Annotated in this window: 18 protein-coding genes; 10 read left to right on the forward strand and 8 right to left on the reverse strand. The window is 71.6% G+C overall.

Going from position 1 to position 23,189, the window contains the following annotated elements; translation table 11 throughout:
- Window positions 1–61 precede the first annotated feature (61 nt).
- Window positions 62–1,168, reverse strand: a complete 1,107-nt coding sequence (locus tag WMF43_RS07540) for an LLM class flavin-dependent oxidoreductase (protein WP_437678637.1) — start codon at window positions 1,166–1,168, stop codon at window positions 62–64.
- Between the two features lie 316 nt (window positions 1,169–1,484).
- The gene (locus tag WMF43_RS07545) at window positions 1,485–3,413 is read right to left on the reverse strand and encodes a hypothetical protein (protein WP_437678639.1); all 1,929 of its coding nucleotides are present in this window, start codon (window positions 3,411–3,413) and stop codon (window positions 1,485–1,487) included.
- Between the two features lie 317 nt (window positions 3,414–3,730).
- Here WMF43_RS07545 and WMF43_RS07550 point away from each other — a divergent pair, with 317 nt between their 5' ends.
- The 4 genes from WMF43_RS07550 (at window position 3,731) to WMF43_RS07565 (ending at window position 7,268) form a co-directional block, all read left to right on the forward strand.
- The gene (locus WMF43_RS07550) at window positions 3,731–4,078 is read left to right on the forward strand and encodes a polyhydroxyalkanoic acid system family protein (RefSeq protein ID WP_437678641.1); all 348 of its coding nucleotides are present in this window, start codon (window positions 3,731–3,733) and stop codon (window positions 4,076–4,078) included.
- A 12-nt stretch (window positions 4,079–4,090) separates the two neighbouring features.
- Complete coding sequence (locus WMF43_RS07555; protein ID WP_437678642.1) at window positions 4,091–5,479, forward strand: DNA topoisomerase IB; 1,389 nt, start codon at window positions 4,091–4,093, stop codon at window positions 5,477–5,479.
- Between the two features lie 232 nt (window positions 5,480–5,711).
- On the forward strand, window positions 5,712–6,236 hold the full coding sequence (locus WMF43_RS07560) for a hypothetical protein (RefSeq protein ID WP_437678644.1): 525 nt from the start codon (window positions 5,712–5,714) through the stop codon (window positions 6,234–6,236).
- Between the two features lie 417 nt (window positions 6,237–6,653).
- Window positions 6,654–7,268 (forward strand): DUF2383 domain-containing protein, encoded by a 615-nt coding sequence (locus tag WMF43_RS07565; RefSeq protein ID WP_437678646.1) that lies wholly within the window; start codon window positions 6,654–6,656, stop codon window positions 7,266–7,268.
- 42 nt (window positions 7,269–7,310) lie between these two features.
- On the opposite strand, the gene WMF43_RS07570 is transcribed toward WMF43_RS07565, so the two are convergent.
- The 5 genes from WMF43_RS07570 to WMF43_RS07590 all read right to left on the reverse strand — a co-directional run bounded on the left by WMF43_RS07570 (window position 7,311) and on the right by WMF43_RS07590 (window position 11,641).
- Window positions 7,311–8,477, reverse strand: a complete 1,167-nt coding sequence (locus tag WMF43_RS07570) for an acyl-CoA dehydrogenase (RefSeq protein WP_437678647.1) — start codon at window positions 8,475–8,477, stop codon at window positions 7,311–7,313.
- 249 nt (window positions 8,478–8,726) lie between these two features.
- Window positions 8,727–9,824, reverse strand: a complete 1,098-nt coding sequence (locus tag WMF43_RS07575) for a class I SAM-dependent methyltransferase (protein WP_437678649.1) — start codon at window positions 9,822–9,824, stop codon at window positions 8,727–8,729.
- A gap of 88 nt (window positions 9,825–9,912) precedes the next feature.
- Window positions 9,913–10,116 (reverse strand): hypothetical protein, encoded by a 204-nt coding sequence (locus WMF43_RS07580; protein WP_437678651.1) that lies wholly within the window; start codon window positions 10,114–10,116, stop codon window positions 9,913–9,915.
- A 27-nt stretch (window positions 10,117–10,143) separates the two neighbouring features.
- Window positions 10,144–11,322: an iron-containing alcohol dehydrogenase gene (locus WMF43_RS07585; protein ID WP_437678653.1), complete on the reverse strand. Its 1,179-nt coding sequence runs from the start codon at window positions 11,320–11,322 to the stop codon at window positions 10,144–10,146.
- 1 nt (window position 11,323) lies between these two features.
- The gene (locus WMF43_RS07590) at window positions 11,324–11,641 is read right to left on the reverse strand and encodes a putative quinol monooxygenase (protein ID WP_437678655.1); all 318 of its coding nucleotides are present in this window, start codon (window positions 11,639–11,641) and stop codon (window positions 11,324–11,326) included.
- A 283-nt stretch (window positions 11,642–11,924) separates the two neighbouring features.
- On the opposite strand from WMF43_RS07590, the gene WMF43_RS07595 reads away from it, so the two are divergent.
- Together WMF43_RS07595 and WMF43_RS07600 are read left to right on the forward strand one after the other, a co-directional pair.
- Window positions 11,925–13,124 (forward strand): hypothetical protein, encoded by a 1,200-nt coding sequence (locus WMF43_RS07595; protein WP_437678657.1) that lies wholly within the window; start codon window positions 11,925–11,927, stop codon window positions 13,122–13,124.
- The gene (locus WMF43_RS07600; protein WP_437678658.1) at window positions 13,121–13,786 is read left to right on the forward strand and encodes a hypothetical protein; all 666 of its coding nucleotides are present in this window, start codon (window positions 13,121–13,123) and stop codon (window positions 13,784–13,786) included. The genes WMF43_RS07595 and WMF43_RS07600 overlap by 4 nt, the downstream gene beginning before the upstream one ends.
- Before the next feature lie 89 nt (window positions 13,787–13,875).
- Here the strand turns inward: WMF43_RS07600 and WMF43_RS07605 are convergent, their stop codons facing one another.
- Window positions 13,876–16,977: a Kelch repeat-containing protein gene (locus WMF43_RS07605; RefSeq protein ID WP_437678659.1), complete on the reverse strand. Its 3,102-nt coding sequence runs from the start codon at window positions 16,975–16,977 to the stop codon at window positions 13,876–13,878.
- A gap of 305 nt (window positions 16,978–17,282) precedes the next feature.
- On the opposite strand from WMF43_RS07605, the gene WMF43_RS07610 reads away from it, so the two are divergent.
- From WMF43_RS07610 to WMF43_RS07625, 4 genes are all read left to right on the forward strand, one after another.
- On the forward strand, window positions 17,283–19,415 hold the full coding sequence (locus WMF43_RS07610; protein ID WP_437678661.1) for an ATP-binding protein: 2,133 nt from the start codon (window positions 17,283–17,285) through the stop codon (window positions 19,413–19,415).
- Window positions 19,416–19,635: 220 nt separating this feature from the next.
- Window positions 19,636–20,031, forward strand: coding sequence for a response regulator (locus tag WMF43_RS07615; protein ID WP_437678663.1), 396 nt, complete (start codon window positions 19,636–19,638; stop codon window positions 20,029–20,031).
- A 306-nt stretch (window positions 20,032–20,337) separates the two neighbouring features.
- Window positions 20,338–21,618 carry an ABC transporter substrate-binding protein gene (locus tag WMF43_RS07620; protein ID WP_437678665.1) on the forward strand — a complete coding sequence of 427 codons (1,281 nt, stop codon included), beginning with the start codon at window positions 20,338–20,340 and terminating at the stop codon, window positions 21,616–21,618.
- Between the two features lie 136 nt (window positions 21,619–21,754).
- The gene (locus WMF43_RS07625) at window positions 21,755–22,885 is read left to right on the forward strand and encodes a substrate-binding domain-containing protein (RefSeq protein WP_437678667.1); all 1,131 of its coding nucleotides are present in this window, start codon (window positions 21,755–21,757) and stop codon (window positions 22,883–22,885) included.
- Window positions 22,886–23,189: the final 304 nt, after the last annotated feature.

The raw sequence follows: 23,189 nt of genomic DNA on the forward strand, positions 1-23,189 counted from the left end.
CGGGCGCGGCGCGGCCGGCCACGAGGGCGCTCGACGGATCAAAGCGCAGGACGAGACGAGATCATCCGCCGGCAGGCCGACGGACGCCCATGTCGACCAGGCGCGGCATGACCTCGTCCCTGAAGTAAGGGAGCTCGTCCGCGAAGTTCATGAAGCAGAGGCTGAGGCCGCGGACGCCCGCGTCGCGGACGCTCCGGAGGCCCTCGGCCACATCGCTCGGGTCGCCGACGATCGGGTAATGGCCGTGGCTCGCGGCGAACCGGCTCCGGAACATCGCATAGAACTCCGGAGTGAACGAGCGGCAGTCCAGCCCGAGCAACCGCAAGGCGTTGTCGACCGCGGCCTCATCCGCCATCTCCTTCGAGATGTGCTCGTAATACTCCTCCGCTTCCTTCCGGGTCGGGCGGCAGACGACGCACGCCGCGGTGTACACGTCCACGCGGCGATCGGCGCGGGCGGCCGCCTCCTTGACCTTCGCGACCTCGGCCCGGCACGCCTCGAGGGAGACGAGGATGGTGAACAGCTGGTCGCAATGGCCGATCGCGAAGCTCCGTCCAGCGCTCGACGCGCCCGCGCTCATCAGCTTGACCTTGCCGCCCCGCGGCTTCGGGCTCCCGATCACGTCGCGCAGGTTGAAGAACCTGCCCTCGTGGTGAAACGGCCTGTCCTTGGACCAGAGCTTGAGCATCACGTCGAGCCACTCCTTCGTGTACTCGTAACGTTCGTCGTGCTCGCGCTGCTCGATCCCGAACATGGCGGCCTCCTCCCCGTGCCAGCCGCTCACGACGTTCAGACCGACGCGGCCCGGGCCGATCTGGTCCAGCGTGGCCAGGTGCTTGGCGGCGATGATGGGGTGCGTGAAGGGCGCGTGGATGGTGGTGAAGACGGTGATCTTCTTCGTGAGCGCGAGGAGGCTGGCTGCCCAGGCGATCGGATCGAAGGTGATGCCCAGGGGATCGGACTCGCCGCCGTACCCCCTCCAGCGCGCGAACGGGATGTGGAAATCGAGGCCGGCCGCCTCGGCCGCGAGCGCCAGGTCGCGGTTGTTCTCCCAGGTCGGGTACCACCGCTCCGGCACCTTCGACATCGAGGTGCCCGTGCCGTTGGCGCCGAACATCCCGAACTCCAGGTGATCGACCTCACTCGCTGCTCCTGCGATCTGCTTCATAAGGCTCCTCCAAAAGCCCCATCGTCTCACGTCCTCGGGCGCCCGTGGAAGGGGGCACCGCGGCCGGAGCACACATCGCTCGTCGCGAGCACGTTGCCGACGTTCGCGTTCGCGCTCGCGCGCCGTCGAGCGCGCGCGCGCTCTGACCACGACGGGACCACACGCCTCGTGGACAGACACGAGGCGGCGCGCGAATACACATCCGAGATGGAATTCTACCGCGTAGTCGAAGTCCCGAGTCGCGCCTGTCGGCTCAGGTGTGATGGCGGGCGCCGGCGAGGCCGCGCCCGGCCGCGCGCGTGGTGGCCGCGGAGGATCACCGGCCCAGCGCGGCCATCTGCTCGTTCACCCAGTCGTCGCCCACGAGCGGGTGCACGCCGGCGCCGTCCGCGCCGAGGTCGATGCCCACGGAGAGAGGCCCGCTCGTCACGAGGAACGCGCCGAGCGCGTCGCGGCCGTCGGACTTCGTGAGGCGCCCCCGGATCGCGAGGTTGCCGCCCTGCGCCTCGAGCAGCCGGAAGTCCACGTCGTCTCCCTTCCGCTGCACCTTCGCGGACGCGGTGAGCCCGTCCATCGTCAGGAGCCCCGAGGCCCAGCCGGGGATCACGTCCTCGGCGTCGAGCAGCTTCACGGCCGGCCGCGCGTCCTTGCACTCGAGCCGGATCGTCGCCTCCATCAGGCCCTTTCGCACCTTCGCGTCGTCGATGTCGATGCGCGCCCACCAGCCCGGCAGCGCCTCGCCCTCGTGCTCGATCGCGAGGTCCTTGATCTCGATTCGGCTCTTCCGGAGCGTGGCCGAGGGGTTCAGCACGTCGGCCGCGTCGAGCGCGATGCGCGCCGTCGCGTCGGCCTTGAAGCGCGTCTCCTTCCACGCGAGCGCCCCGTGCTTCATCAGCAGGCTGAGCGCGCCCGTCGCCCGCCCCTGCCGGTCGATATCGACGCTCCCGCGCAGGAACGCGGCGCCGCCCGTGAACCTCGGCGCGTCCGGCGCGGCGCCCTCCTGGTTCAGCCAGCGGAGGTCCGGCAGCGCCGCGGCGACGATGTCCACCTTCGACGAGAACGCCGGCGGGAACCTCATGAGGTGCAGCTCCGGCGCCTCGAACACCGCGCTCGCCCGCTCCACCACGATCGGCGGGAGCCCCTTGCCGGGGCGCTCGAGCGTCGCGCGGGGGACGTTCACCGAGAGGAGCGCCTCGCCGCGCTCCCCGACGCGCAGGTCCACGTCCGCCTCGGTGGTGGCGCGGTGCCCCGAGGCGCCGAGCGCGAGGTGGCTCGTCGCGTACGACAGGGCGCTGCCAGGCTCGACGTTCCCCTTGTTCACGACCAGGTTCGCCCGGAGCTCGCCGCTGCCGTCCTCGATCCGCGGCTCGGCGTCCTCGCCCGTGTGGACGTGGACGAAGTCGAGACCCGGCACCTGCGCGTCGAGGCGGAGGCGCACCGCGGCGTTCTCGAAGAGGTTGAGACCGTCGATGTCGCGCGGATCGAACGTCGGCATCGTCACGTCGACGTCGGCGTCGAGCCGCGCGACGATCCGGTCGGCGAGGTGGAGCTCGCCCGACCGGAGCTCCAGCGCGACCGGCCCGACGTCGATGGCGCGGAGCGGCTTCATATGGAACCTCCCCCGCACGCGGCCCGCGCCGGCATATCGGTATTGCTGGATCCAGACCTCCTTGAGCGACGTGTCGACGCCTTCCAGGTGGACTGTCCAGAGGTTGTAGCCCTCGTCCGAGTTCTCGAGATCCCGCTCCGGCGGGAGCTCCGGCTTGAGCGGAGGGTTCGTGAACTCCGGGATGGGGGGCAGCGCCGTGATGTGCGGCGCCTCCAGATCGCGCTCGCTCGTGGGATCCACGAGCAGCCGCATCCGGAACACGAACCCCTCGGCGCGAATGTCCTCGGCGTAGAACTTCTTCGAGAGGAGCTGGGTCAGGTGGATGTCAACGTCCGCCTCGTCGAGCTCCACCGCCCATTGCAGCACGCTGTCGGACCCGCTGAGCCGCAAGTCCTCGACGTGCACGACGCCCGGCCAGAAGCTCCACGCAGTCCCGTAGTGCAGCGACGCGTCCGTGGGGTTGTAGCTGACGAGCCGCGCGACGAGCTTCGTGCTCAGCATGACGTTCACGATCACGACGTAGCCCACCCAGAGCGCGATCGGCAGCAGCAGCAGCACCTTGAGCGCCTTGCCTGCGCGCGGTCCGGCCCACGTCTCGAGGAGAGGCGGCGACTTCAGCGCTCCAGCAGCATGCATGAACGGCGCAGCTCGCACGCGCCGTGCCGCTGGCTCCGCCGGCGCGGGGCGACGACGACCCCGCGCGAGGCGACGCCGGCCCGGGCGCGCGGCGTGGCGATCTGCCCCGGATGTGCCCAGGCTGTGGCGAAGCTCGTCAAACACGCTGCGCGCGCGGCGCGCGCCCCGGCCGGCATCCCCGAGAACACCGCGCGGCGCGCGGGACCTCCTGCCGGACTGGTCGGGCACTGCGCTTGCTTCCGCCGCGTTCTCTGCCGAGCCCGCGCACGCCAGCTCCAGCGGGACCTGGCCCTCGGCATCCACCTGAGGACATCCCTATGAAGCACACGGTCCACCACGACCTGGACGACGCAGCGGCGAAGAGAGCGGTTCAGAGGGCGATCGATCGGTATTGCCGCCACTACGCGGAATACTGCCCCTCCATCAGCTGGAACGACGAGCGGCGCGCGGATCTCGTGTTCTCGGTGAAGGGCTGCAGCCTGGCGGGGCGGATCGAGATCCGGCCGAGGGCCGTGGACCTCGAGCTCGACGTGCCCTTGAAGCTGCGCCTGTTCAAGCGGATGGCGATCTCCGCGATCGACGCGGAGGTGCGGCGCTGCATCGATGAGGCCCACCGGGAGCGGGCGCGGAGCGCGCCGGCGGCGTTCGTGGAGCAGGCCCTCTGAGCCCGTCGCGCCATGCAGACCCGAAGCCTCACCTCCGCCCGATCCAAGCGCCGCTCGCGGCGCTCTCCGCGCCGCGAGCGGCGCGAAACCGCGGCCGTCGTCGTCCGGCGGCGCCGGGTCCACCTGTCGATCGAGTCGGTGGAGTCCGTCGAGATCGCCCGCGAAGCCGGCGCCGCGGCCGCGTCGTCGCCGCTCACGCCCTCGCCGATCGAGTCCGCCAGGTCGGCCGGGCTCAGGTACGTGAACGACGACGAGCCGGGCATCTCCCGGCGCAAGGCGGGCAAGGGGTTCAAGTTCCTCGACCCCGCGGGGCGCGTCATCAAGGACGAGGAGACGCTCGCGCGCATCCGCCGCCTCGCGATCCCGCCCGCGTGGACGCAAGTCTGGATCTGCCAGAACGAACGTGGCCACATCCAGGCCACGGGCCGGGACGCGCGCGGGCGGAAGCAGTACCGGTATCACCCGCGCTGGCGCGAGGTCCGGGACGAGACGAAGTACGACCGCATGCTCGCGTTCGGCGCGGCGCTGCCCGCGATCCGGGCGGCGACCGAGCGCGACCTGGCGCTGCCGGGGCTGCCGCGCGAGAAGGTGCTGGCGACCGTGGTGCGCCTGCTCGACGAGACGTCGATCCGCATCGGGAACGACGAGTACGCGCGCGACAACAACTCGTACGGTCTGACCACGCTCCACGACGAGCACGTCGAGATCCACGGGGACGTGATCCGGTTCCACTTCCGGGGAAAGAGCGGCAAGGAGCACGAGCTGACGGTGAAGGACCGCCGGCTCGCCCGGATCGTGAAGCGGTGCCAGGACGTGCCCGGCCACGAGCTGTTCCAGTACATCGACGGCGACGGCCACCGGCAGCGGATCCACTCGGACGACGTGAACGAGTACCTGCGCGCGCTCGCGGGCCAGGAGTTCACGGCGAAGGACTTCCGCACGTGGACGGGCACGGTGCTGTGCGCCTCGTACTTCTCCGAGATGGAGGTGGCGAGCTCGGTCCGCCACATGAAGAAGTGCGTGACGCAGGTGATCGACATGGTGTCTGCCCGCCTGGGCAACACGCGGGCGGTCTGCCAGCGCTGCTACATCCACCCCGCCGTGATCCGCGCGTTCACGGAGGGCGCCATGAAGGCCCTGCTCGAGGCGGAGGAGGCCGCCGCCGACGCCGCGCTCGCCGCGCTCCGCCCGGAGGAGGCCAAGATGCTCCGGATCGTGCGCGGCTTCAGCGAGCGCGAGGCCGTGCCGCTCGCGGCCCGCCTCAGCGAGAGCGTGCGCGCGGTCAGGGCCGCGCGCCGCGGCGCCAGCCCCGGCGCCGGCAGCGCCGGCAGCGCGGCCCGCGCCGGCCGCACCAAGAAGAGCGCCAAGCCCGCGCGCAAAGAGCGGCGCGCCGCAGCCTGACGCCACGCCCGGATCTTCCCCCACATCCCAGCTCTCCAGCGCGCCGGTCCGGCGCCGCGCCGGTGCCTATCGGCCACGGCCTCTTCGCCCCGCTGTGACATTTCGTCTCAGCGTTGCTGTGGCGATTTCATGAATAATTCCATGATGTTAGCGCATCGATCGTGCCAGGTACGGTTCGTGAGATGCGCTTAAGGCAGCGGCGAGCAGCGCAAGCTCAGTCAAGGAGATCCCCATGGCAGACCGGAAGCTGATCAGCGAGGTGGTGCGGACGCGTGTCGAGGCGGAGGACGCGGTTCGGCGGATCATGGCCTGCGGTCACGACCGGGGAGACATCTGCGTGATCGTGAGCGAGGCGGCCCGCCGGCAGCGTTTCGCGCCGTCGCGTGTGGTAGGGGCCGCGGCGAACGGTCACGCCCTCGGCGCCATCCTCTCCTCGGCCGGCGTGGGCGTGGTGGTCCCCGGGCTGCGCCTCGCGGTGGCCGGGCCGATCGCCGCCCAGCTCGCGGACTCGAGCGCGGCGAGCGAGGCTGGCAACCTGAGCAGCGTGCTCATGGACGCCGGGATCCCGGAGCATCGCGCGCGCGATTACGAGACCGCCCTGAAAGAGGGCGGGATGTTGCTCGGCGTCCACGCCCGCGACGACGCCGACGCCGAGGAGCTCCGGGGGATCCTGCGCGACGCCGCCTCGGCCCGCAGCGTCGCCCAGTACCGCAGCATCCGCCGCGTTCGTCGGCCCATCGACAGCCACGTTCGCTGAGCGCTCGTCAAGCGCCTCTCCTTACAACACGACAACACGACACGTCGACCAGGCGCCGGCGGGTGGGGCCGCGCTCGCCGGCGGGGGGCGGGCGGGCGCTGGCCAATCGGCAAGACTGGGGGAGAAGAGCTTACGCTGGGGACACCACCCGGCATGTCTCACTTCGGGCTCTGCCCTCTGGGACGTTATGTTGCGCGCCACACAAGGCGCGCCTGGGACGCGGAGCCCGCTGGGACGTTATGGAACCTCGTTCGGTGCTCGGCGCGCCCGCCCGCCCCCCGCCGGCGAGCGCGGCCCCACCCGCCGGCGCGCGCTACCGCCCGGGATGATCCTTGAATGGAACGGCCTTTGTAGAATCGGTAGAGATCTCCGCCAGGCCCGTCGCGGAGTGAGGCGAAAATGTACCCCTGAGGCAATATGGTCGAGCGCTTCCGCAAGAAGGGCACGACGTACTGTCAGCACCGTGACCGCAAGCGAGGCACGGTGGCTGGTCTCGGAGGGAAGAAAAGGAGAACAAACGGCAGCCAGAAGACATCTCAGGAGAACCCCATGGAACAGCTCGCATTTACGGACGAGAGCGTCGGTCTGGACGGTTTGATCGACGACGATTCGATCGAGCAGCTCAAGTCGTTTTGTCGCGGCGAGATCGCGGCGGTCGAGACCTACCGCCAGGCCATCGCGGCGACGAACGAGGAGTGGGTGGCCCAGGAGCTTCAGCGCAACCTCGCATCACACGAGGCGCGCGTGACCGTGCTGCGCCGCCGGATCGAGGAGCTCGGAGGCGATGCGCCGGAGAGCTCCGGGCCATGGGGCGCGTTCGCCAAGGTGGTCGAGGGCACCGCGGTTGCGCTCGGCGGGCCCAAGGCGGCCCTGTCGGCCCTCGCCGAAGGAGAGGACCACGGGCTGAATGACTACCGGAACGACCTCGAGGAGCTCGACTCCGAATCCCACGTCCTGGTCCGGGACGTCATCCTACCGCAGCAGGTCTCGACCCTCCGCACCCTCGCGGACCTCAAGCGCCTCGTGGCGTGACCCGGGCGCGCTCGGGTCCCCCGCACGCGACCGATTCCCCGCTCACCCCTTCGCGTCGTACTCCGCCTGGAGCAGCTTCGCGATCGTGGAGAGCTGCATGTTCGACGTACCCTCGTAGATCTTTCCGATCTTCGCGTCGCGGTAGAGCTTCTCGACCGGGTAGTCCTTCGTGAAGCCGACGCCGCCCATGAACTCGATGCTCAGCGACGCCGCCCGCTCGGCCACCTCGGACGCGAACAGCTTCGCCATCGCGGCCTCCTTCACGAACGGCTGGCCAGCGTCCTTGAGCCGGGCGGCGTTGTAGACGAGCAGGCGCGCCGCCTCGATCTCCATCGCCACGCGCGCATACTGGAACTGCACGCCCTGGAAGCTCGCGATCGCCTGGCCGAACTGCTTGCGCTCGCCCATGTAGCGCATCGCATGCTCGAACGCGCCCGCGGCGAGGCCGAGCATCTGCGCGCCGATGCCGATCCGACCCTCGTTCAGCGTCTCGATCGCGATCTTGTAACCCTTGCCGACCTCGCCGAGCACGTTCTCCGCCGGGACCTCGCAGTCCTCCAGGACGAGCTCGCACGTGCTGGACGCGCGGATGCCGAGCTTGTTCTCCTTCTTGCCGACCGAGAAGCCAGGGAAGGAACGCTCGACCAGGAAGGCCGTGATGCCGCGGTAACCCTTCGACGGATCCACGTTCGCGAACACCAGGAAGAGCGAGCTCTCGTTCGCGTTCGTGATCCACAGCTTGCGGCCGTTCAAGACCCAGCGATCGCCGCGGCGCTCGGCGCGCGCCGCGAGCGCGAACGCGTCCGAGCCGGAGCCCGCCTCGCTCAGCGCATACGAGCCGACCCACTCGCGGCTGAGCCGCGGGAGGTAACGCTCCTTCTGCGCGTCGGCACCCCAGCGGAGCAGCGCGTTCGCCACGAGCGTGTTCTGCACGTCGATGAGCACGCTGACGCTCGGATCGACCACCGCGAACGCCTCCACCGCGAGGATCGCGTTGAAGAAGCTCGCGCCAGAGCCCCCGTAGGACTCCGGGATCTCGATGCCCATCAGGCCGAGATCGAACAGCGGCGGGAGCAGCTCGCGGTCGAGCGCGCCCTGTTCATCCATCGCCGCCGCGCGGGGGGCGACGCGCTTCTTCGCGAAATCGAGCACCGAGTCGCGGAAGAGGCGCTCTTCTTCGGAGAGCTGGGTGAGCGGAGGGTGGGACACGGCGGTTTCTCCTTGTGGACCGTTGACGCAGCGCGCGGCGCGCCGTCCGGGTGCCACCCTATGCTACCCGAGGACGCGCGCGAAAGCCCCTCGATCGCTCCCGGCGACACGCCCCCCGCGCGCGGCGGGCCGCCTCATCCGGCACGCGCGCGCGCGCGTGCGTCGCCGGCGCGCGCGTGCCCGCGATCCGCCCGTGAGCGGAGCGACAAGGGGCGACTGCCTGCCAGACCGTCCCGACCGTTACGCCCGTCACGCGCCCTTCGCCGGCGGCGCGTCGCGCCGCCGGCAGCGGAGCAGCGTGTGAGCGAGGCCGAGGTGGTCGATCTCCGCCTCGACGGTGAGCCCGGCCTCGTCGATGCAGCGCTTGAGATCCGCGGCGCTGTACATGCGGCTGTTCCCGTTCGCGAGGCACGTGAAATACACGGAGGAGCCGTGCAGACAGTGGACCGCTACCTCGTTCGTCTGCCGATCCCAGAAGGTGTCGAGGATCCAGAGCACCGTCTCCTCGCCCATGGCGGCCCGCGCCCGCCGGAGGATCTGGACGATGTCCGCCTCGGAGAAGCACACGAGGAACTGGCTCATCCAGATGGCGTCGAAGCCCGTCGGGAACGCCTGGCCGTGATCCAGGAAGTCGATGGGCGTGCCCATCACCCGGCCGAGCAGGCCGTGCCGCTCCACGTTGGCGCGGGCATCCTCGAGCTGGCCCGGCAGATCCAGGATGGTGACGCGCACGTCAGGGTCGTGCGCGCAGCACTGGACCGCCCACCGGCCGGTGTTGCCCCCGATGTCGAGCAGCGTCCGCGGCCGCCGCTCGAACACGATGGGGAGCGCCTTCGGAAAGGCCGAGTCCGAATAGACGTGATCGAAGGCGAACCAGCTCTCCCTCACCTTCGGCGGCAGCTCGGGCAGCGCCTCGTAGATGGTCGGCCACTCGCCGAAGACCTTCAGGCCCGCAGGCTTGCCGCCGTCGATCGCCTCGTCCAGATAACGCATGCCCTCGTAACAGACGTCATGGATGAAATCCATGTTGATACGGGTCATCCTGTCGTTCTCGACGATGAGCCCGACGCGGGTGATCGTGTAACGCTCGCCGCGGCCCTCGGGGCACTCCACGAGGCCGAAGCTCAGGCTCGCCTCCAGCAAGGTCTTCGTTGCGTAGGCGGAGAGGCCCGTGTCCTGGGCCACCTCCGCCGGGGTTCTGCCGCTCTTGCCGGCGCGCTGCAGCGACCTGAGGACGCCGCGGTTGCGCATGACCCGCGCGACCTGGAAGGCGACGGGCGCGAACGCGATGCGCTGGGCGGCGAGCATGGCGTCGAGGGCAGGATTGGGGGCGGGATCGGTCTTCATCGAGCTCCGGTCGTCAGGAGTGGGAGGGCCCGGGGGAGGGCCGGGAAAGGGCCGGGAGAGGGCCGGGGAATGCGACGGGGCGGGGGCGTCAGCGGACGCCCCTGCGCTGGAGGAGCAGCGCCGAGCCGCCGAGGCCCGCGAGCAGGGCGCACTCTGCCCGCGTCTCGCCGGCGAGAGAGCAACCCATGACGGCGCACACGAGGCCGAAGCCGAGCGTCGCCACGCCGATCCGCGCGTCGTCGGGCCGCCGGCCCGGAGGTGAGGGAGGGCTCGTTCGGTAAGGGCTTGCCACCGCGGGATGATACCACCGACGCTGCGATCACAGGGATCGGGCGGCGATTTCCGTGAGCTCCTCGTCGGTGAGCCCGAGGGGGTTCGCCTTCATGCTGCTCGCCGCCCGGGCGCGCTCGACCACCGCGGGGACGTCGGCCTCGGTCATGCCGTAACGCCCGAGCCCCGGGACCGCGAGCGCGCGGCAGAGCTCCCGGACCCAGGTGATCCCGTCCTCGGCGCGGGCGGCGCCCGAGCCGGTGACCAGCGCCGCCACCTCGTCGAAGCGGGGGAGCGCGGGGTGGTCGGGGCGGCGGGCGCGCAGGGCCCGGAGGTTGACCTCGAGGACGGCCGGCAGGAGCGCGGCGCACACGGCGCCGTGGGGGGCGTCGAACATGCCGCCCACGGGCGCGGCGAAGCCGTGGACCGCGCCGAGGCCGGCGTTCGCCAGGCAGAGGCCGCCGAGCAGGCTCGCGAGGGCGAGGTCGTCCCGCTCGGCCGGGCCGGCGCCCTCGAGCACGGCGCGGCGGAGCGAGCGCGCCGAGCGGCGGATGCCCTCGCGCGCGAGGCCGTCCGTGAGCGGGTTCGCGCGGGCGGAGAGGAACGGCTCGATGAGCTGCGAGAGCGCGTCGAGGCCGCTCGAGGCGAGGACCCCGGGCGGCGCGCCCGCGAGCAGGTCCGGGTCGACCACCGCGAGGCGCGGGAGCATGTGCGGGCTGCGCAGGCTCGCCTTCACGCGCGCCTCCTTGGAGGCGAGCACCGCGTTGCGCGTCACCTCCGAGCCGGTGCCCGCGGTCGTGGGGATCGCCACGAACGGCGCCGACGGCCGGGTGAGCGCCTTGCCGCGGCCGACCACCTCCAGGTAGTCGAGCGGGTCGCCGCCGTTCGCGAGCAGCGCGGCGATCGCCTTGCCGGCGTCGAGCGCGCTGCCGCCGCCGAGGGCCACCACGACGTCGCAGCGCTCGGCGGCGGCCCGGCGCGTGCCCTCGGCCGCGAGCTCCACCGTGGGCTCGCCCGCGACCGGGAAGCTCACGGCGTCCACGGACGCCGCCGCGAGCGCGGCGACGAGCGGCGCGGCGCGGTCCGGGCGCTGCCCGGTGACGACGAGCGCCCGCGTCCCGCCGAGGCCCCGCACCGCCGCGGGCACCTCGGAGAGCTTGCCCGCGCCGAAGACGATGCGCGTCGCGGTGGCGAACTCGAAGGCCGCCGCGGGGTCCGGGGCGGCCACGTCAATACCCCGCGTCGTCGGGGAAGACATTGACGTATTTCCGGCTCGTCCGCGGCTCGGCCATCATGTCCGCGACGGTGTCCCGCCACCGCTTGTAATGCGCTGTCTCCTTGTGCGCGGCCGGCGCGTCCTGGGTCCTGTAGATCTCGACGAGCACGAAGCGCGTGGGGTCGTCGAGCTCCTGGACGACGTCGAACCGGGCGATCCCGGGCTCCTTGACGCTCTCGCGCGCGTTCTCGAGCGTCGCCTGCCGGAAGGCGTCGGCGTGCTCGGGTTTGACATGCACATGGACATGCACGACGAACAGGCTGTTGGGCATGGGCGCAACCTAGCTCGGATGGGCGGCGACCGGAACCCGGCTCGTGGGCCGGCGCCGCGGCCGCCGAGGGCGCTGCGCGCCGCGGCAGGAGCGCGAGGGGACCCGCCCGCGCCCGCGCCGCGCGCCGTGTGCCATGTGCCATGTGCCATGTCGAAGACAACGCACCTCCCGGTGCGTCGGCGCCCGACTTGGCCCGGCGGGCGGCGGCACCATGATCCGCGTGAGTCGGCGGGTGGCCCGGCAGGTGCCGAGTCCGTCAGCGCCGTAGACGAGGAAGGTCATTATGGCGGAGCCGGCCAGGGAGAGCCCGCGCCGCGACGATGCGCCTGCGGAGGCGCCGTCGGTCGCGCTGCAATCCATCGAGTTCAGGTCCGATCACGGTCTCCTGAAGGACTGCAAAGGAGAGCACGGCTGGAGGAACGAGGGGAGCCCGTGCCCGCAGCCCGAGTGGACGCCGAAGGGCGCCGCGCCGATCTCGGTCTCGATGGGCAAGCGCCTCGTCATCCGGCTCAAGCTGGCGTCGCGCGGCGGGAGCCCCGCCGCCCTGACGGGCGCGATCCGCGGCGTCGGGCCGGCGGGGATCACGTTCGAGAGCCGGAGCCTCGCGCGCGGCGCCGCGCCGCTCGAGCTGTCGTCCGCGCGGCCGCTCCGGAGGAGGATCCGGAAGCTCAAGCTCGCCGTGGCGTGGGCGGTGGGCGGAGCGCGGGTGTCTCCCGCGAAGACCTCGAACGTCGTGTATGTCACGATGGGCCAGCCCCAGACCGACAAACAGGAAGTCTGGCAGGAAGACGGGGTGACGCTGAAGCGCATGGACCGGGCGGTCGCCTGGATCGGGGCGCTCAGGACCCTCGATCCCCACGCGATCGTGGGCGCGCTCCTCGCGAGGTTCCCGAACTACACGCTCCAGCCGAGCCCCAAGGTGCCCCGGCAGTTCCGCCACCCGACGTACCTGAACGACGAGGGGGGCGCCTGGGCGATGTCCGACTATCCCGAGGAGTCGGGCGAATGCCAGGCGATCGTCCGGCTGATCCGCGGCATGCTGCGCCAGCTCGGGATCCCGGGGAGGGCGCGGGTGATCGTGGTCTGGGGCGATCCCAACGTGGGCGGCGGCCGCGAGGCGCAGTCGGCCGATCTGGAGGAGCAGCCGTGGGCGGGGCTCGACGTGACGAAGGTCGAGAACGGCCGCACGTGGCGCGCGGCGCTCGTCGACGGGCCGGTCGAGGAGGGGAAGACCTACCCCGCGTCCCACACGCGCCTGAGCGACGGGACGCTGAGCCCGGGGCTCAACCGGTACGAGGCGTGCCTGGAGTTCTCGCACGGCGGCGTGACCCGGTACTACGCGGGAGGCGCCGGCGTGTTCGACGACGTGAAGCCGATCCTCGGCGTCTTCTGGGGGCTCATCTGGTTCAGCGCGACGGAGAACGAGGGGTATCGCGTCGAGAAGATCGTGGCGAGGTACGGAGCGGGTGGAGGTGGGCGATGAGCGCGGAAAAGATCCTCGGGAAGGACGTGGAGGCGCGGGTCGCGGCGTGGATCGCGGCGGTGGGGCGCGTGCCGCCGGGCGGCTTCACGCCGGTCGAGCGGGCCGAGGATCTGCCGGCCCAGGCGCGCGCGGACTCGTTCTTCTGGTGCGACACCATCTTCAGGAGCGAGGCGAACCCGCACAACGAGGCGCTGGGCGCGCGGCACGCGCTGCACGCGGCCACGGCCGACACGCCGGATCTCGTCCGCCACGAGTACTCCGCGGGCGGGCTCGAGCTCACCGTCACGGAGGGGCGCAATTTCGTCCTCGTCCAGGTGGACCGGTCGAGCGTCGATATCCTCTCGCTCTGCGGTCCAGACCGCGTCGACGCCGTGCGCCGGGTGGCGGACTCGATCTTCAACCCCGGCGGCGCCTACACGCTGGATCCCGCGGTCCCGGTGGCGTGCCCGCCGCCGGGCGAGACGCCCGTCCTCGACGAGGGGACGGGGTTCTCCAGCAACCCGGCGGTGGATCCGGATCTGCTCGCCTGCTGGAGGGACCGCACCGAGTGCGGCGTCAAGGAGGGACGGCTCTACTTCCTCTGTTACAAGAAGTCCTCGCAGCGCGCCGGCTACGCGAACGCGTCCCAGTGGTTCGACGACGGGAGCTCCAGGATCGCGTGATCGCGCCCTGATCCCGCCCTGTCCCGCCCTGAGATTTCCGCCCTGATTCCGCCCTGATTCCTGCCGAAGGCGCCCGGGGGGCACCCGCGTCACGCGCGTCCCCCGCGGCGCCTGCGCAGCGCCGTGGAGAGGACGGCGAGGACCAGCACACCGAACTCCAGCGGCCCCCGCCCGGCGGGGGCCGCTGCCGGCGTGGCGAGGCGGCAGCCGCCCTTGTCCAGGTAACCGCCGTTCGGCGGCGGCGGCACGCAGTCGCCGGCTTCATCGCAGACAAAGCCGGCTACGCAGTCGTGGACGGACTTGCAGGGGTCTGTGGGCCGACCGGTCTGCGGCGAGCAGGTATAGGGCGCATAGTCGGGGTGCAGCGAGGTGCAGACGCCGTCCGCAGACGCGTCCCGGTGATCCGAGCAGGCTTCGCAGAGATAGATGCTGCAGCGCTGGTCGCAGCAGACGCCGTCCGCGCAAAAGCCGCTCTGGCATTCGACGGCCGACGTGCAGATCCTGCCGTTCGGCATCGGGCGGAACACCTCGGCGTCGGGCGTCGGATCGAAGCCGAAGCCGCCGGCGACGAGCACGCGCCCGTCCGGCAGCGGCGTGGCCGTGTGGTAAGAGCGGGTCGTGAGCATGGGGGCGAGGCGGAGCCACGTGCCGGAGACCGGGTCGAGCACCTCGGCGCTGCCGAGGTAGACGTCCCCGAAAGCGAGCTGGCTCCCCCCGGTGACGAGCACGCGGCCGTCCGGCAGCAGCGCGGCGGCGTGCGAGACGCGGGCGGAGAACATGGGGCCGACGGGCAGCCATGTGCCCAACGCCGGGTCGAACACCTCGGCGCTGGCGATCGGTCGGGCGCGCTCAAGGCCGCCGGTGACGAGCACGCGCCCGTCGGACAGCAGCGTCGCGACGTGGCGCAACCGGGTGGTGGTCATGGGCCCGACGGACAGCCACGTGTTGGAGGCCGGGTCGAACACCTCGGCGCTGGCGAGCGCGCCCGTGGCGCCCGCGCCGCCCGCGACGAGCACGCGCCCGTCCGGCAGCAACGTGGCGCTGTGCTCGTGGCGGACGGCGAGCATGGGCGCGACCGCCTCCCACGTGCCCGAGTCGAACACCTCGACGTGGTTGAGTGCCTCGAAGGAGCCAAGCATCTCCGAGACCGTCCCGCCGGCGACGAGCACGCGGCCGTCCTTCAGGGGCGTCGCCGTGTGCCATGTCCGGGGATTGTGCATGGATCCCGCGGCCGCCCACGTGCCCGAGACGGGGTCAAACACCTCGGCGCCTTGGAATTTTGCCGCAGCGTCGTAACCGCCGACGACCAGCACGCGCCCGTCCTGCAGGCGCGTCGCCGTATGCAGCGTCCGGGCGGTCTGCATGGAGCCGGCGGGGAGCCACGCGTCGGAGGCCGGATCGAACAGCTCCGCGCCGCCGAGGGGCTCATCGCTGTCGGTGCGATGACCGCCGGCGACGAGCACCCGCCCGTCCAAGAGCAGCGTCGCGGTGTGCACCACGCGCGCGGCGCGCATCGGGCCGAGGGGGAGCCACGTGCTGGACTCCGGATCGAAGACGTCGACTTGGTCGAGCAATCCTCCCCCGCTGTCCCCGCCGGTGACGAGCACGCGGCCGTCCGGCAGCGGCGCGGCGGCGTGCGACGCGCGCTCCGCGAGCATGCGATCGACGGCGCGCCACGCGCCCGAATCCGGGTCGAAGACCTCGGCGCTGCTGCTCAATGCCGGATCCACGCCGCCGGCGACGAGCACGCGCCCGTCCGAGAGCCGCGTCGCGGTGTGAGCCGCACGGGAGCTGATCATGGGTCCGACGGGCTGCCACGCCAGCGACGCCGGGTCGAAGACCTCGGCGCTCTCGGGCGCTCCTTGCGCCCGCGTGTTCCCGCCGGCGACGAGCACGCGCCCGTCCAGGAGCAGCGTCGCGGTGTGCTCGGCGCGGTCGATGCGCATCGGCTCGAGAGCGCTCCACGTGCCGGAGGCCGGATCGAACAGCTCGGCGCTGGCGAGCGCCTCGTCATTCTGGGCAAAACCGCCGGCGACGAGCACCCGTCCGTCGTCCAGCAGCGTCGCGGTGTGGTCCATGCGGGCGGTGAGCATGGACCCGAGCTGCGACCACATGCCGGTGGCCGGGTTGAACACCTCGGCGATGGCGAGCTTCTCTCCGCTCCCGACATTGACGCTGTAGTCGGTGCCGCCGGCGAAGAGCACGCGGCCGTCCTTCAGCAGCGTCGCGGTGTGACGAGCGCGGGGGCGGGACATGGCCCCGACCGGCGACCACGCGCCGGAGGCCGGGTCGAGCACCTCGGCGCTGGCGGGGGGCTCACGATGGTCGCTGAAGCCGCCGGCGACGAGCACCCGGCCATCCCCGAGCAGCGTCGCCGTGTGCAGCGCGCGGGGGAGGCTCATCGGCTCGAAGGGCAGCCACGTGCCCGAGGTCGGGTCGAACAGCTCGACGCTGGCGAGATCTGCCTCGTGACCTTGGCCGCCGACGACGAGCACGCGCCCGTCCTGAAGCGGCGTGGCCGTGTGCAGGATGCGGGCGTCGTGCATCGCCCGCTTGAGCTTCCACCGCGGATCCACGAGCACCGTCTCGCCCTCGGCGTCGACCCACAGCGCGACGCGGTCCCCCTCGGCGGCGAGCCGCACGCCGACCGGCCGGCCGTCCGCCCCGTAGGCCTCGGGCGCCGTCACGCGGACCTGCGGCGCGCCGCGCGCGTCCACGACCTCGACGGCGTCGCCCGCCTGGCGCAGCGCCGCGCCGTGGACCTGCCAGGTGGCCACGGGCGCGTCGCGCCGCACCGCGCCCGGCTCGAGCAGCAGCCACTCCTCGTAGCCGTCGTCGAGGGCGGCCCAGAACGAGGCGCCGCCCCGGCGCGGGTAGATCACCGCGCTCTCCGCGGCCTCGGCCTCGCCGAGCGCGCCGAGCTCGCGCACCAGCACCTCCGAGCCGTCGGGCAGCGGGAAGTGGAGGGCGCCGCCGCCGCGCGGGAAGCGGGGGCGCGGCGCGGCCTCGCCAGGCACGTCGGCGGGCGCCTCGGGCGGCCGCTGGGCCTCGAACGAGTCGCCCGCCAGGGTGAAGGCGAACGGCCCGTCCAGGATGGCGGCGGCCTGCTCGGGGAAATGCCGCCGCAGGGCGCGCGCGTCGAGCGGCTCGGCGACCTCGCTGCAGCCGAGCAGCAGGGCGACGATCGCCATCCAGAGGAACGTCAGCAGCCATGGACCGGGAAGGCGCGTCGAACCCGCAGCGGGCATAGGGCCGAGCGCGTACGCGAGGCCGCGCGAGGAAGCCAGACCCGCACCGGCCGCCGGCGCGCCGCGCGGCGTTCAATGCGGACGGCGCCACCTCCTCCGCACAAACCTTCTACAAATCGTCCACGTCGCGCCGGAGCCGCTCGCGCGGCCGCTGCTCAGGCCGTGGAGCGCCGGGCTCGACGAGCTGGAGGACGAAAGAGGGCCCCGCCGGTATTGCGTCAGCGCGCCGCGCGCGGGATTGTGCGCAGGTGGCGGGAGCACTGGAACCGAGGATCCTGATCTTCCCGGGCGGCTCGGCGGGCGCCGTCCTGTCGATCGCGACCGCGCGGGGCTACGCCGCGATCCCCGCGCGGGACGTCGAGGCGGGCCTGGATCTCCTGGCGACCCAGCCGCTCGACGTGGCCGTGCTGGGGGTCGACGGGCCGCTCGGCGACGTGCTCGCGCTCTGCCGCAGGCTGCGCGCCGCCCCCGGGGGCGACCGCGTGGCCGTGGTCGCGGTGTGCCCGAGCGGCTGCGGGGACGCCACCACGGCCCTGCTGGAGGCGGGGGCGACCGTCGTGGCGGCGGCGAGCGAGCAGTCGATCGGCATCCAGCTCGACGCGGCCGTGTGGTGGGTGCGGCGGCCCTCGGCGCAGGCCGCCGTCCGGGCGCCCGCCGAGCGCGCCCTGCTCGAGCGCGCCGCGCGCTCGTTCCGCGCCGCGTCCGCGGAGGTGATCGGGCTGTTCGTGTGGGACGCGACCGGGAGCATCCTCGACGCGAACGACGCGTTCCTCCAGATGTCGGGCTACTCGCGCGAGGAGGTCGAGGCGGGGCGCCTGAGCTGGGTCGCGATCACGCCGCCCGAGCACCGCGCCGCGGACGAGCGCGCGCTCTCCGAGGTCCTGAAGAACGGCATCTGCGCGCCGTTCGAGAAGGAGTTCCTCCACCGGGACGGGCGCCGCGTGCCCATCCTCATCGCCCCCGCCCTGGTCGAGGGCGCCCGCGACCGCGGCGTCTGCTTCGTGTTCGACCGGACGGCGCAGCGGGCCGCCGAGGGCGCGCTGCGCGCGAGCGAGGAGCGGATGCGGCTCGTCGTGCGCGCGACGAGCGACGCCTTCTGGGACTGGGATCTCTCGTCGGGGCGCGTCACCGGCAGCGAGCGCATGCGGAGCTTCTACGGCACCGGCGGCGGCGACATCGAGGAGGACGCGGTGTGGTGGTTCGAGCGGGTGCACCCCGACGACCGCGACCGCGTGATGAACGGCCTCAGGCGCGCGATCGAGGGCGGCGGCAGCACGTTCGAGCTCTGGTACCGGTGCCTGCTCGCGGACGGCAGCTACGCCGACGTGCACGACCGCGGCATCGTCCTGCGCGACGGGGCGGGCAAGGCCTACCGGATGCTCGGCGCCGTCTCGGACGTCACCGAGCGGCGGCAGATGGAGGCGCGGCTCCAGCTCGCGGACCGCATGGCGTCGCTCGGCACGCTCGCCGCCGGGGTGGCGCACGAGATCAACAACCCCCTCGCGTACATGGTCGCGAACCTCGATTTCGCGCGCAAGGAGCTCCGGTCCAAGGGCCCGGCCGCGCGCGTCGACGCGATCCTCTCGGCGCTCGACGAGGCCGCGGAGGGCGGGGCGCGCGTCCGGCACATCGTGGGCAGCCTGAAGACGTTCTCGCGCGCCGACGACGGGGCGCTCGGCCCCGTGGAGGTCGACCGGGTGATCCAGCTCGTCCTCCGCATGGCGCAGCAGCAGATCCGGAGCAAGGCGAGGCTCGTGACGGAGCTCGGCCGGGTGCCGCCGGTGCACGCGAACGAGGCCCAGCTCGGCCAGGTGATCCTGAACCTGCTCGTCAACGCCGCCCAGGCGCTGCCGGAAGGGAAGGAGGCGGAGAACGAGATCCGGATCGCGACCGCCGTGGAGGCGCCTGGCCGCGTGCGCATCGAGGTGCGCGACACCGGGCCGGGGATCGCGCCGGAGCTCCGGAGCCGCATCTTCGACCCGTTCTTCACGACGAAGCCCATCGGGGAGGGGACGGGGCTCGGCCTCGCGATCTGCCACGGCATCGTGACCAGCTTCCGGGGCGAGATCCGGGTCGAGAGCGAGGTCGGCAAGGGCGCGTGCTTCCGCGTGCTCCTGCCCGCCTTCCACGCTGTCGCGCGCGCGGCGGCGCGCGACAGCGCGCGCGACGTGGACCCGCGCGACAGCGCGCGCGACGTGGACCCGCGCGACAGCGCGCGCGACGTGGACCCGCGCGACAGCGCGCGCGACGTGGACCCGCGCGACGGCACGCGCGACGTGGACCCGCGCGACGGCACGCGCGATGTGGACCCGCGCGACGGCACGCGCGATGTGGACCCGGGCGAGGCCCTCGACGAGTGCCCCGAGGACGCCGCGCAGTAGGCGCGCGCTTCACGCGCCGCGCCCGCCCTCGCCAGCCCGCCGCCGCGAGCAGCTCGGCGGTCCGCCGCGCGGCCGGCCGCCCGCCGGGCCGGCCGCTTGCGAGGGCGCCCCTGCGCGCCCAAGCTCCCTCTGGCTGCGCAGCGCTCGATCGATCCGTGGCGCCACGGGGCTGTTCAGCCGCCAGGAGGCGCGCCACGCGGCGCGGTCGTGAGGTCCGAGCATGGTCAACCAAACTGGCCACATCTTGATCGTCGAGGACGACCTGGACATCAGGAGCATCCTGTCGCAGCTGCTCCTGCTCGAGGGCTACGACGTCGAGGAGGCCGCGGACGGCGCCGAGGCGCTCTCGATGCTGCGCAGGCGGATGCCGCCCGCGCTGATCCTGCTCGATCTGATGATGCCCGTCATGGATGGCTGGCAGCTGCGCGCCGAGCTCCAGCGCGACCCGGCGCTCGCCGACATCCCGGTGGTGATCGTCTCCGCCGACGTGCGGGCCGAGCGCGAGGCGCCGCGGCTCGGCGTCGCGGGCCTCCTGAAGAAGCCCCTCCAGGTCGAGCCCCTGCTCGAGCTGGTCCACCGCATCTGCGGCGCGCCGGGGGAACGCCAGAGCGGCTGAGTCGCTCCGTCGCGCCCAGCGGATGACGCAGCGGACTGAGCAGTTCGCTGTTCAAGAGGGTGTACCTCACTACATCACACCGGCGCTGACGACGCGCCGACGTGTGAATTGCATTTTGGATTGCATGGATGAGGTGAATTCCCCCTGAGCCTCCGTTCCAGTCCTTGACAGCTCGATCCTCGGCCTCTTATCTCAAGTGTCAGGATGTTCCTTAGGGTGCCTGCCGCTTTGTATTCCCTGCGTCGAGCCGTCGTGGGGTTGACCCGTCGAGGGCGACGCGCGCGCTGTACGCAGACCGGGTTGCTTGTGGGACTTGCGTCCCTGCTCTCGGCGTCGTGCGCGCCGATCGCGCCCGATCACCCCGAGGACGCGGTCCTCATGGGGGCGCTCCTGCCCTTCTCCGGCAGCGAGTCGGCCATCGGCCGCAACCTCGAGCAAGCGATGTTGCTCGCGATCGAGGACCTGAACGCCGCGGGGGGGCTCGACGGGAGGCCGTTCGACCTCGTGGTCCGCGATAGCCACTCGAGCTCGGTGCGCGGGCTCAACCAGCTGCTCGCGCTCCTGTACAAGGATGAGGTCCGCTACGTGATCGGGCCCGAAGAGAACGATATCTCCCTCGGGATAGCGCAGGACGTGAAGTCGCTCGACGTGTTTCAGATGCTGCCGGGCTACGCCGCGCCCACCGTCGCGCGAAGCGAGGCGAGGGGCGGCCGGATGCGGCTCGCCCCTTCCCCGTTCGCCGTCGGATGCGCGCTGGCGAAATCTGCAGTTCAGGAGGGCATCGGCACCGTGAACAGCCTCGCCGCGCGGGACGACTACAACGCCAGCGTCAGCACCGAGTTCAAGACCAACTTCGCGGCGCTCGAGGGCAGGGTCCTCCCCTCGGTGACGTTCACGTCGGGACAGCCGTCGTACGCGGGCAAGATCGAGTCGGCCTTCGAGGCGCGCGCCGGCCGCACGCTCCTCGCCGCCTACCCCGCCACCGCCTCGACCATCGTGACCGAATGGACCGTCTCCGGGCGCCCGGGCACCTGGCTCCTCGGTCCTGCGCTGCGCGCCGAGGTGCTCCTCGCCAACATCCCTGCGGGCTCTCTCGATGGCTATTTCGGGGTCTCGCCTTCGCTCAGCCTGCGGAGCGAGTGCCATGCCATGGACGGAGCCGAGGAGAAGATCGACTGCACGACCGGGAACGCCGAGGCCTTCACGGGGCACTTCTCGCGCCGGTGGGGCGGGGACGTGCCGCTGCCCGCGGCGCATTTCTACTACGACGGCGTCGTCCTCATCGCGATGGGCCTCGCGTACGCCGAGGCGACGAGCGGGGAGATCCCGACCTCCGGGCACGAGCTGCAGAAGATCATCCGCGGGCTGAGCAGCCCCGACCACGAGGCGGCCTCGTGGCGGGATCTGAAGACGGCGATGAGCGAGCTCCGCGCGGGGATCCCTCTCCGGTACGTCGGGGCGGCCGCCGAGTACGAGTTCGACGAGTACGGGGCGAGCATGCATCATTTCATGCAGAAGTGGACGATCGACGATGGGTCCTTCGTCGATCTCGCCCCCGTCTCCGTCACATGCGAGGCCTGGCAGTGATCTCGCCGCAGGCCTGATTCTCGCGCAGGGGTGCCGCGCGGCCGAGCGATGGCCGCGTGATGGCCGAATGATTGCCGAGTGATTGCCGCATAATTGCCGCACGATCGCCGAACGATCAACAAAGAGGAGGGGTCTCATGACGAGGATTGGACGATGTTGGATGGCGTGCTTCGGGCTCGCGCTGATGACGGCGGCGTGCGGCGAGAGCGGCGCTCCCGGCTCGGGCGACGACGGCGCGCCCATCACACGACCGCAGGCTCCCACCAATGAGTTCACCCCGATGGAGCTCGAGGCGACGATCGATGACCTCGTCGCCGAGATCAACAAGAGCTCGATCACGCCGATGCAGATGGGGATCCTGCTGAAGACCGTCTCCGCCTTCTTCGCCCCGGTCGCCACGGGGGCGAACCGCGCCATGGGGGAGCTCGGGGTCACGGGGGACGTGATCGGGCCCCCTGATCAGACGGGCGATCAGCAGAAGAAGATGGAGCTCCAGAACCGACAGATTGAACAGACGGTGATGGAAGGCGCAGAAGGGATCGGCATCTCGCCCTTCGGCGACGCCAACGCAGCCCTCATCGACGAGGCCGTCGACGCGGGGGTCCACGTGGTGACGCTCGACACCGACCTGGCGACCTCGAGGCGCTCGATCTACGTCGGGACCATCAACAAGGCGGCCGGGGTCAAGGCAGGGGAAACCCTGATGAAGATGCTGCCCCCGGGGCCGGGTACGGTGATCCTCCACGGCAGCGACGACCCGACGTGGGTCGACGGACTGGAGCGGACGCAGGGGGCCCAGGACGTGCTCGAGAAAGCCGGTTACACGGCCGTGGTGCGTCCAGTCATCTTCAACGACGAGGGCGAGGGCGAGGACGTCGAAGCGATGAAAGATCAGATCGCGACCGCGGACCCGCCCGTCGTGGGGTTGATCGGCCTGTTCAGCGTCGCTTACCGGTGCGCGATGGCCACGGAGGCCGCGGAGAGGACGGACATCCCGGTCGTCACCTTCGACTTCGATCCGAGGACCGTCGCCTACATGCGCGAGGGCCTCGTCAAGGCCACGTTGATCCAGCGGCAGTACTACGAAGGGTACCTCGTGCCCTACATCCTCTACGGCATCAAGAACCTCGGCCTCGACGCGACCAAGGCGATCCTCGCGCCGCGGATGGTGGACGACAGCCGCTTCAACCTCGGCCTCGACGTGGTCCCGGGGGACAAGGTCGACGCCTACAACGCCTTCCTCGACTCGATAGGCGCCAATCAGTAGCGGTGCCAACACAGCGTCGCCACGGCGCCGCGTCAGTGCGTGAAGTGCATTTTGGATCGCATTGACGACGTGAATTTCTATCCGGTCTCGATTCCACTCCTTGACGCTCAATCCTGGGTCTCGTATCTCGAGACTCAGGATGTTCCCGAGGGCCGCCGCCGCGCTTGATCACCCCCGTCGGCCCCGCACGGGGTTCGCTCGTCGAGGGCGGCGCACGCGCTGTATCCGGACCGGGCTGCGTGTGGGTCTCGTATCCATGCTCTCGGCGTCCTGCGCGTCGACCGCGCCCGATCATCCGGAGGAT

Source organism: Sorangium sp. So ce131, from assembly GCF_051519095.1.
Classification (GTDB): Bacteria; Myxococcota_A; Polyangia; order Polyangiales; family Polyangiaceae; genus Sorangium.

Excerpts from the sequence above, each read along its gene's own strand:
- WMF43_RS07560 (WP_437678644.1), top strand. The coding sequence starts at position 5,712 with ATGGCAGACCGGAAGCTGATCAGCGAGGTGGTGCGGACGCGTGTCGAG.
- WMF43_RS07615 (WP_437678663.1), top strand. The coding sequence starts at position 19,636 with ATGGTCAACCAAACTGGCCACATCTTGATCGTCGAGGACGACCTGGAC.
- WMF43_RS07545 (WP_437678639.1), bottom strand. The coding sequence starts at position 3,413 with ATGCATGCTGCTGGAGCGCTGAAGTCGCCGCCTCTCCTCGAGACGTGG.
- WMF43_RS07600 (WP_437678658.1), top strand. The coding sequence starts at position 13,121 with ATGAGCGCGGAAAAGATCCTCGGGAAGGACGTGGAGGCGCGGGTCGCG.
- WMF43_RS07555 (WP_437678642.1), top strand. The coding sequence starts at position 4,091 with ATGCAGACCCGAAGCCTCACCTCCGCCCGATCCAAGCGCCGCTCGCGG.
- WMF43_RS07575 (WP_437678649.1), bottom strand. The coding sequence starts at position 9,824 with ATGAAGACCGATCCCGCCCCCAATCCTGCCCTCGACGCCATGCTCGCC.
- WMF43_RS07590 (WP_437678655.1), bottom strand. The coding sequence starts at position 11,641 with ATGCCCAACAGCCTGTTCGTCGTGCATGTCCATGTGCATGTCAAACCC.
- WMF43_RS07550 (WP_437678641.1), top strand. The coding sequence starts at position 3,731 with ATGAAGCACACGGTCCACCACGACCTGGACGACGCAGCGGCGAAGAGA.
- WMF43_RS07540 (WP_437678637.1), bottom strand. The coding sequence starts at position 1,168 with ATGAAGCAGATCGCAGGAGCAGCGAGTGAGGTCGATCACCTGGAGTTC.
- WMF43_RS07595 (WP_437678657.1), top strand. The coding sequence starts at position 11,925 with ATGGCGGAGCCGGCCAGGGAGAGCCCGCGCCGCGACGATGCGCCTGCG.
- WMF43_RS07625 (WP_437678667.1), top strand. The coding sequence starts at position 21,755 with ATGACGAGGATTGGACGATGTTGGATGGCGTGCTTCGGGCTCGCGCTG.
- WMF43_RS07605 (WP_437678659.1), bottom strand. The coding sequence starts at position 16,977 with ATGGCGATCGTCGCCCTGCTGCTCGGCTGCAGCGAGGTCGCCGAGCCG.
- WMF43_RS07565 (WP_437678646.1), top strand. The coding sequence starts at position 6,654 with ATGGTCGAGCGCTTCCGCAAGAAGGGCACGACGTACTGTCAGCACCGT.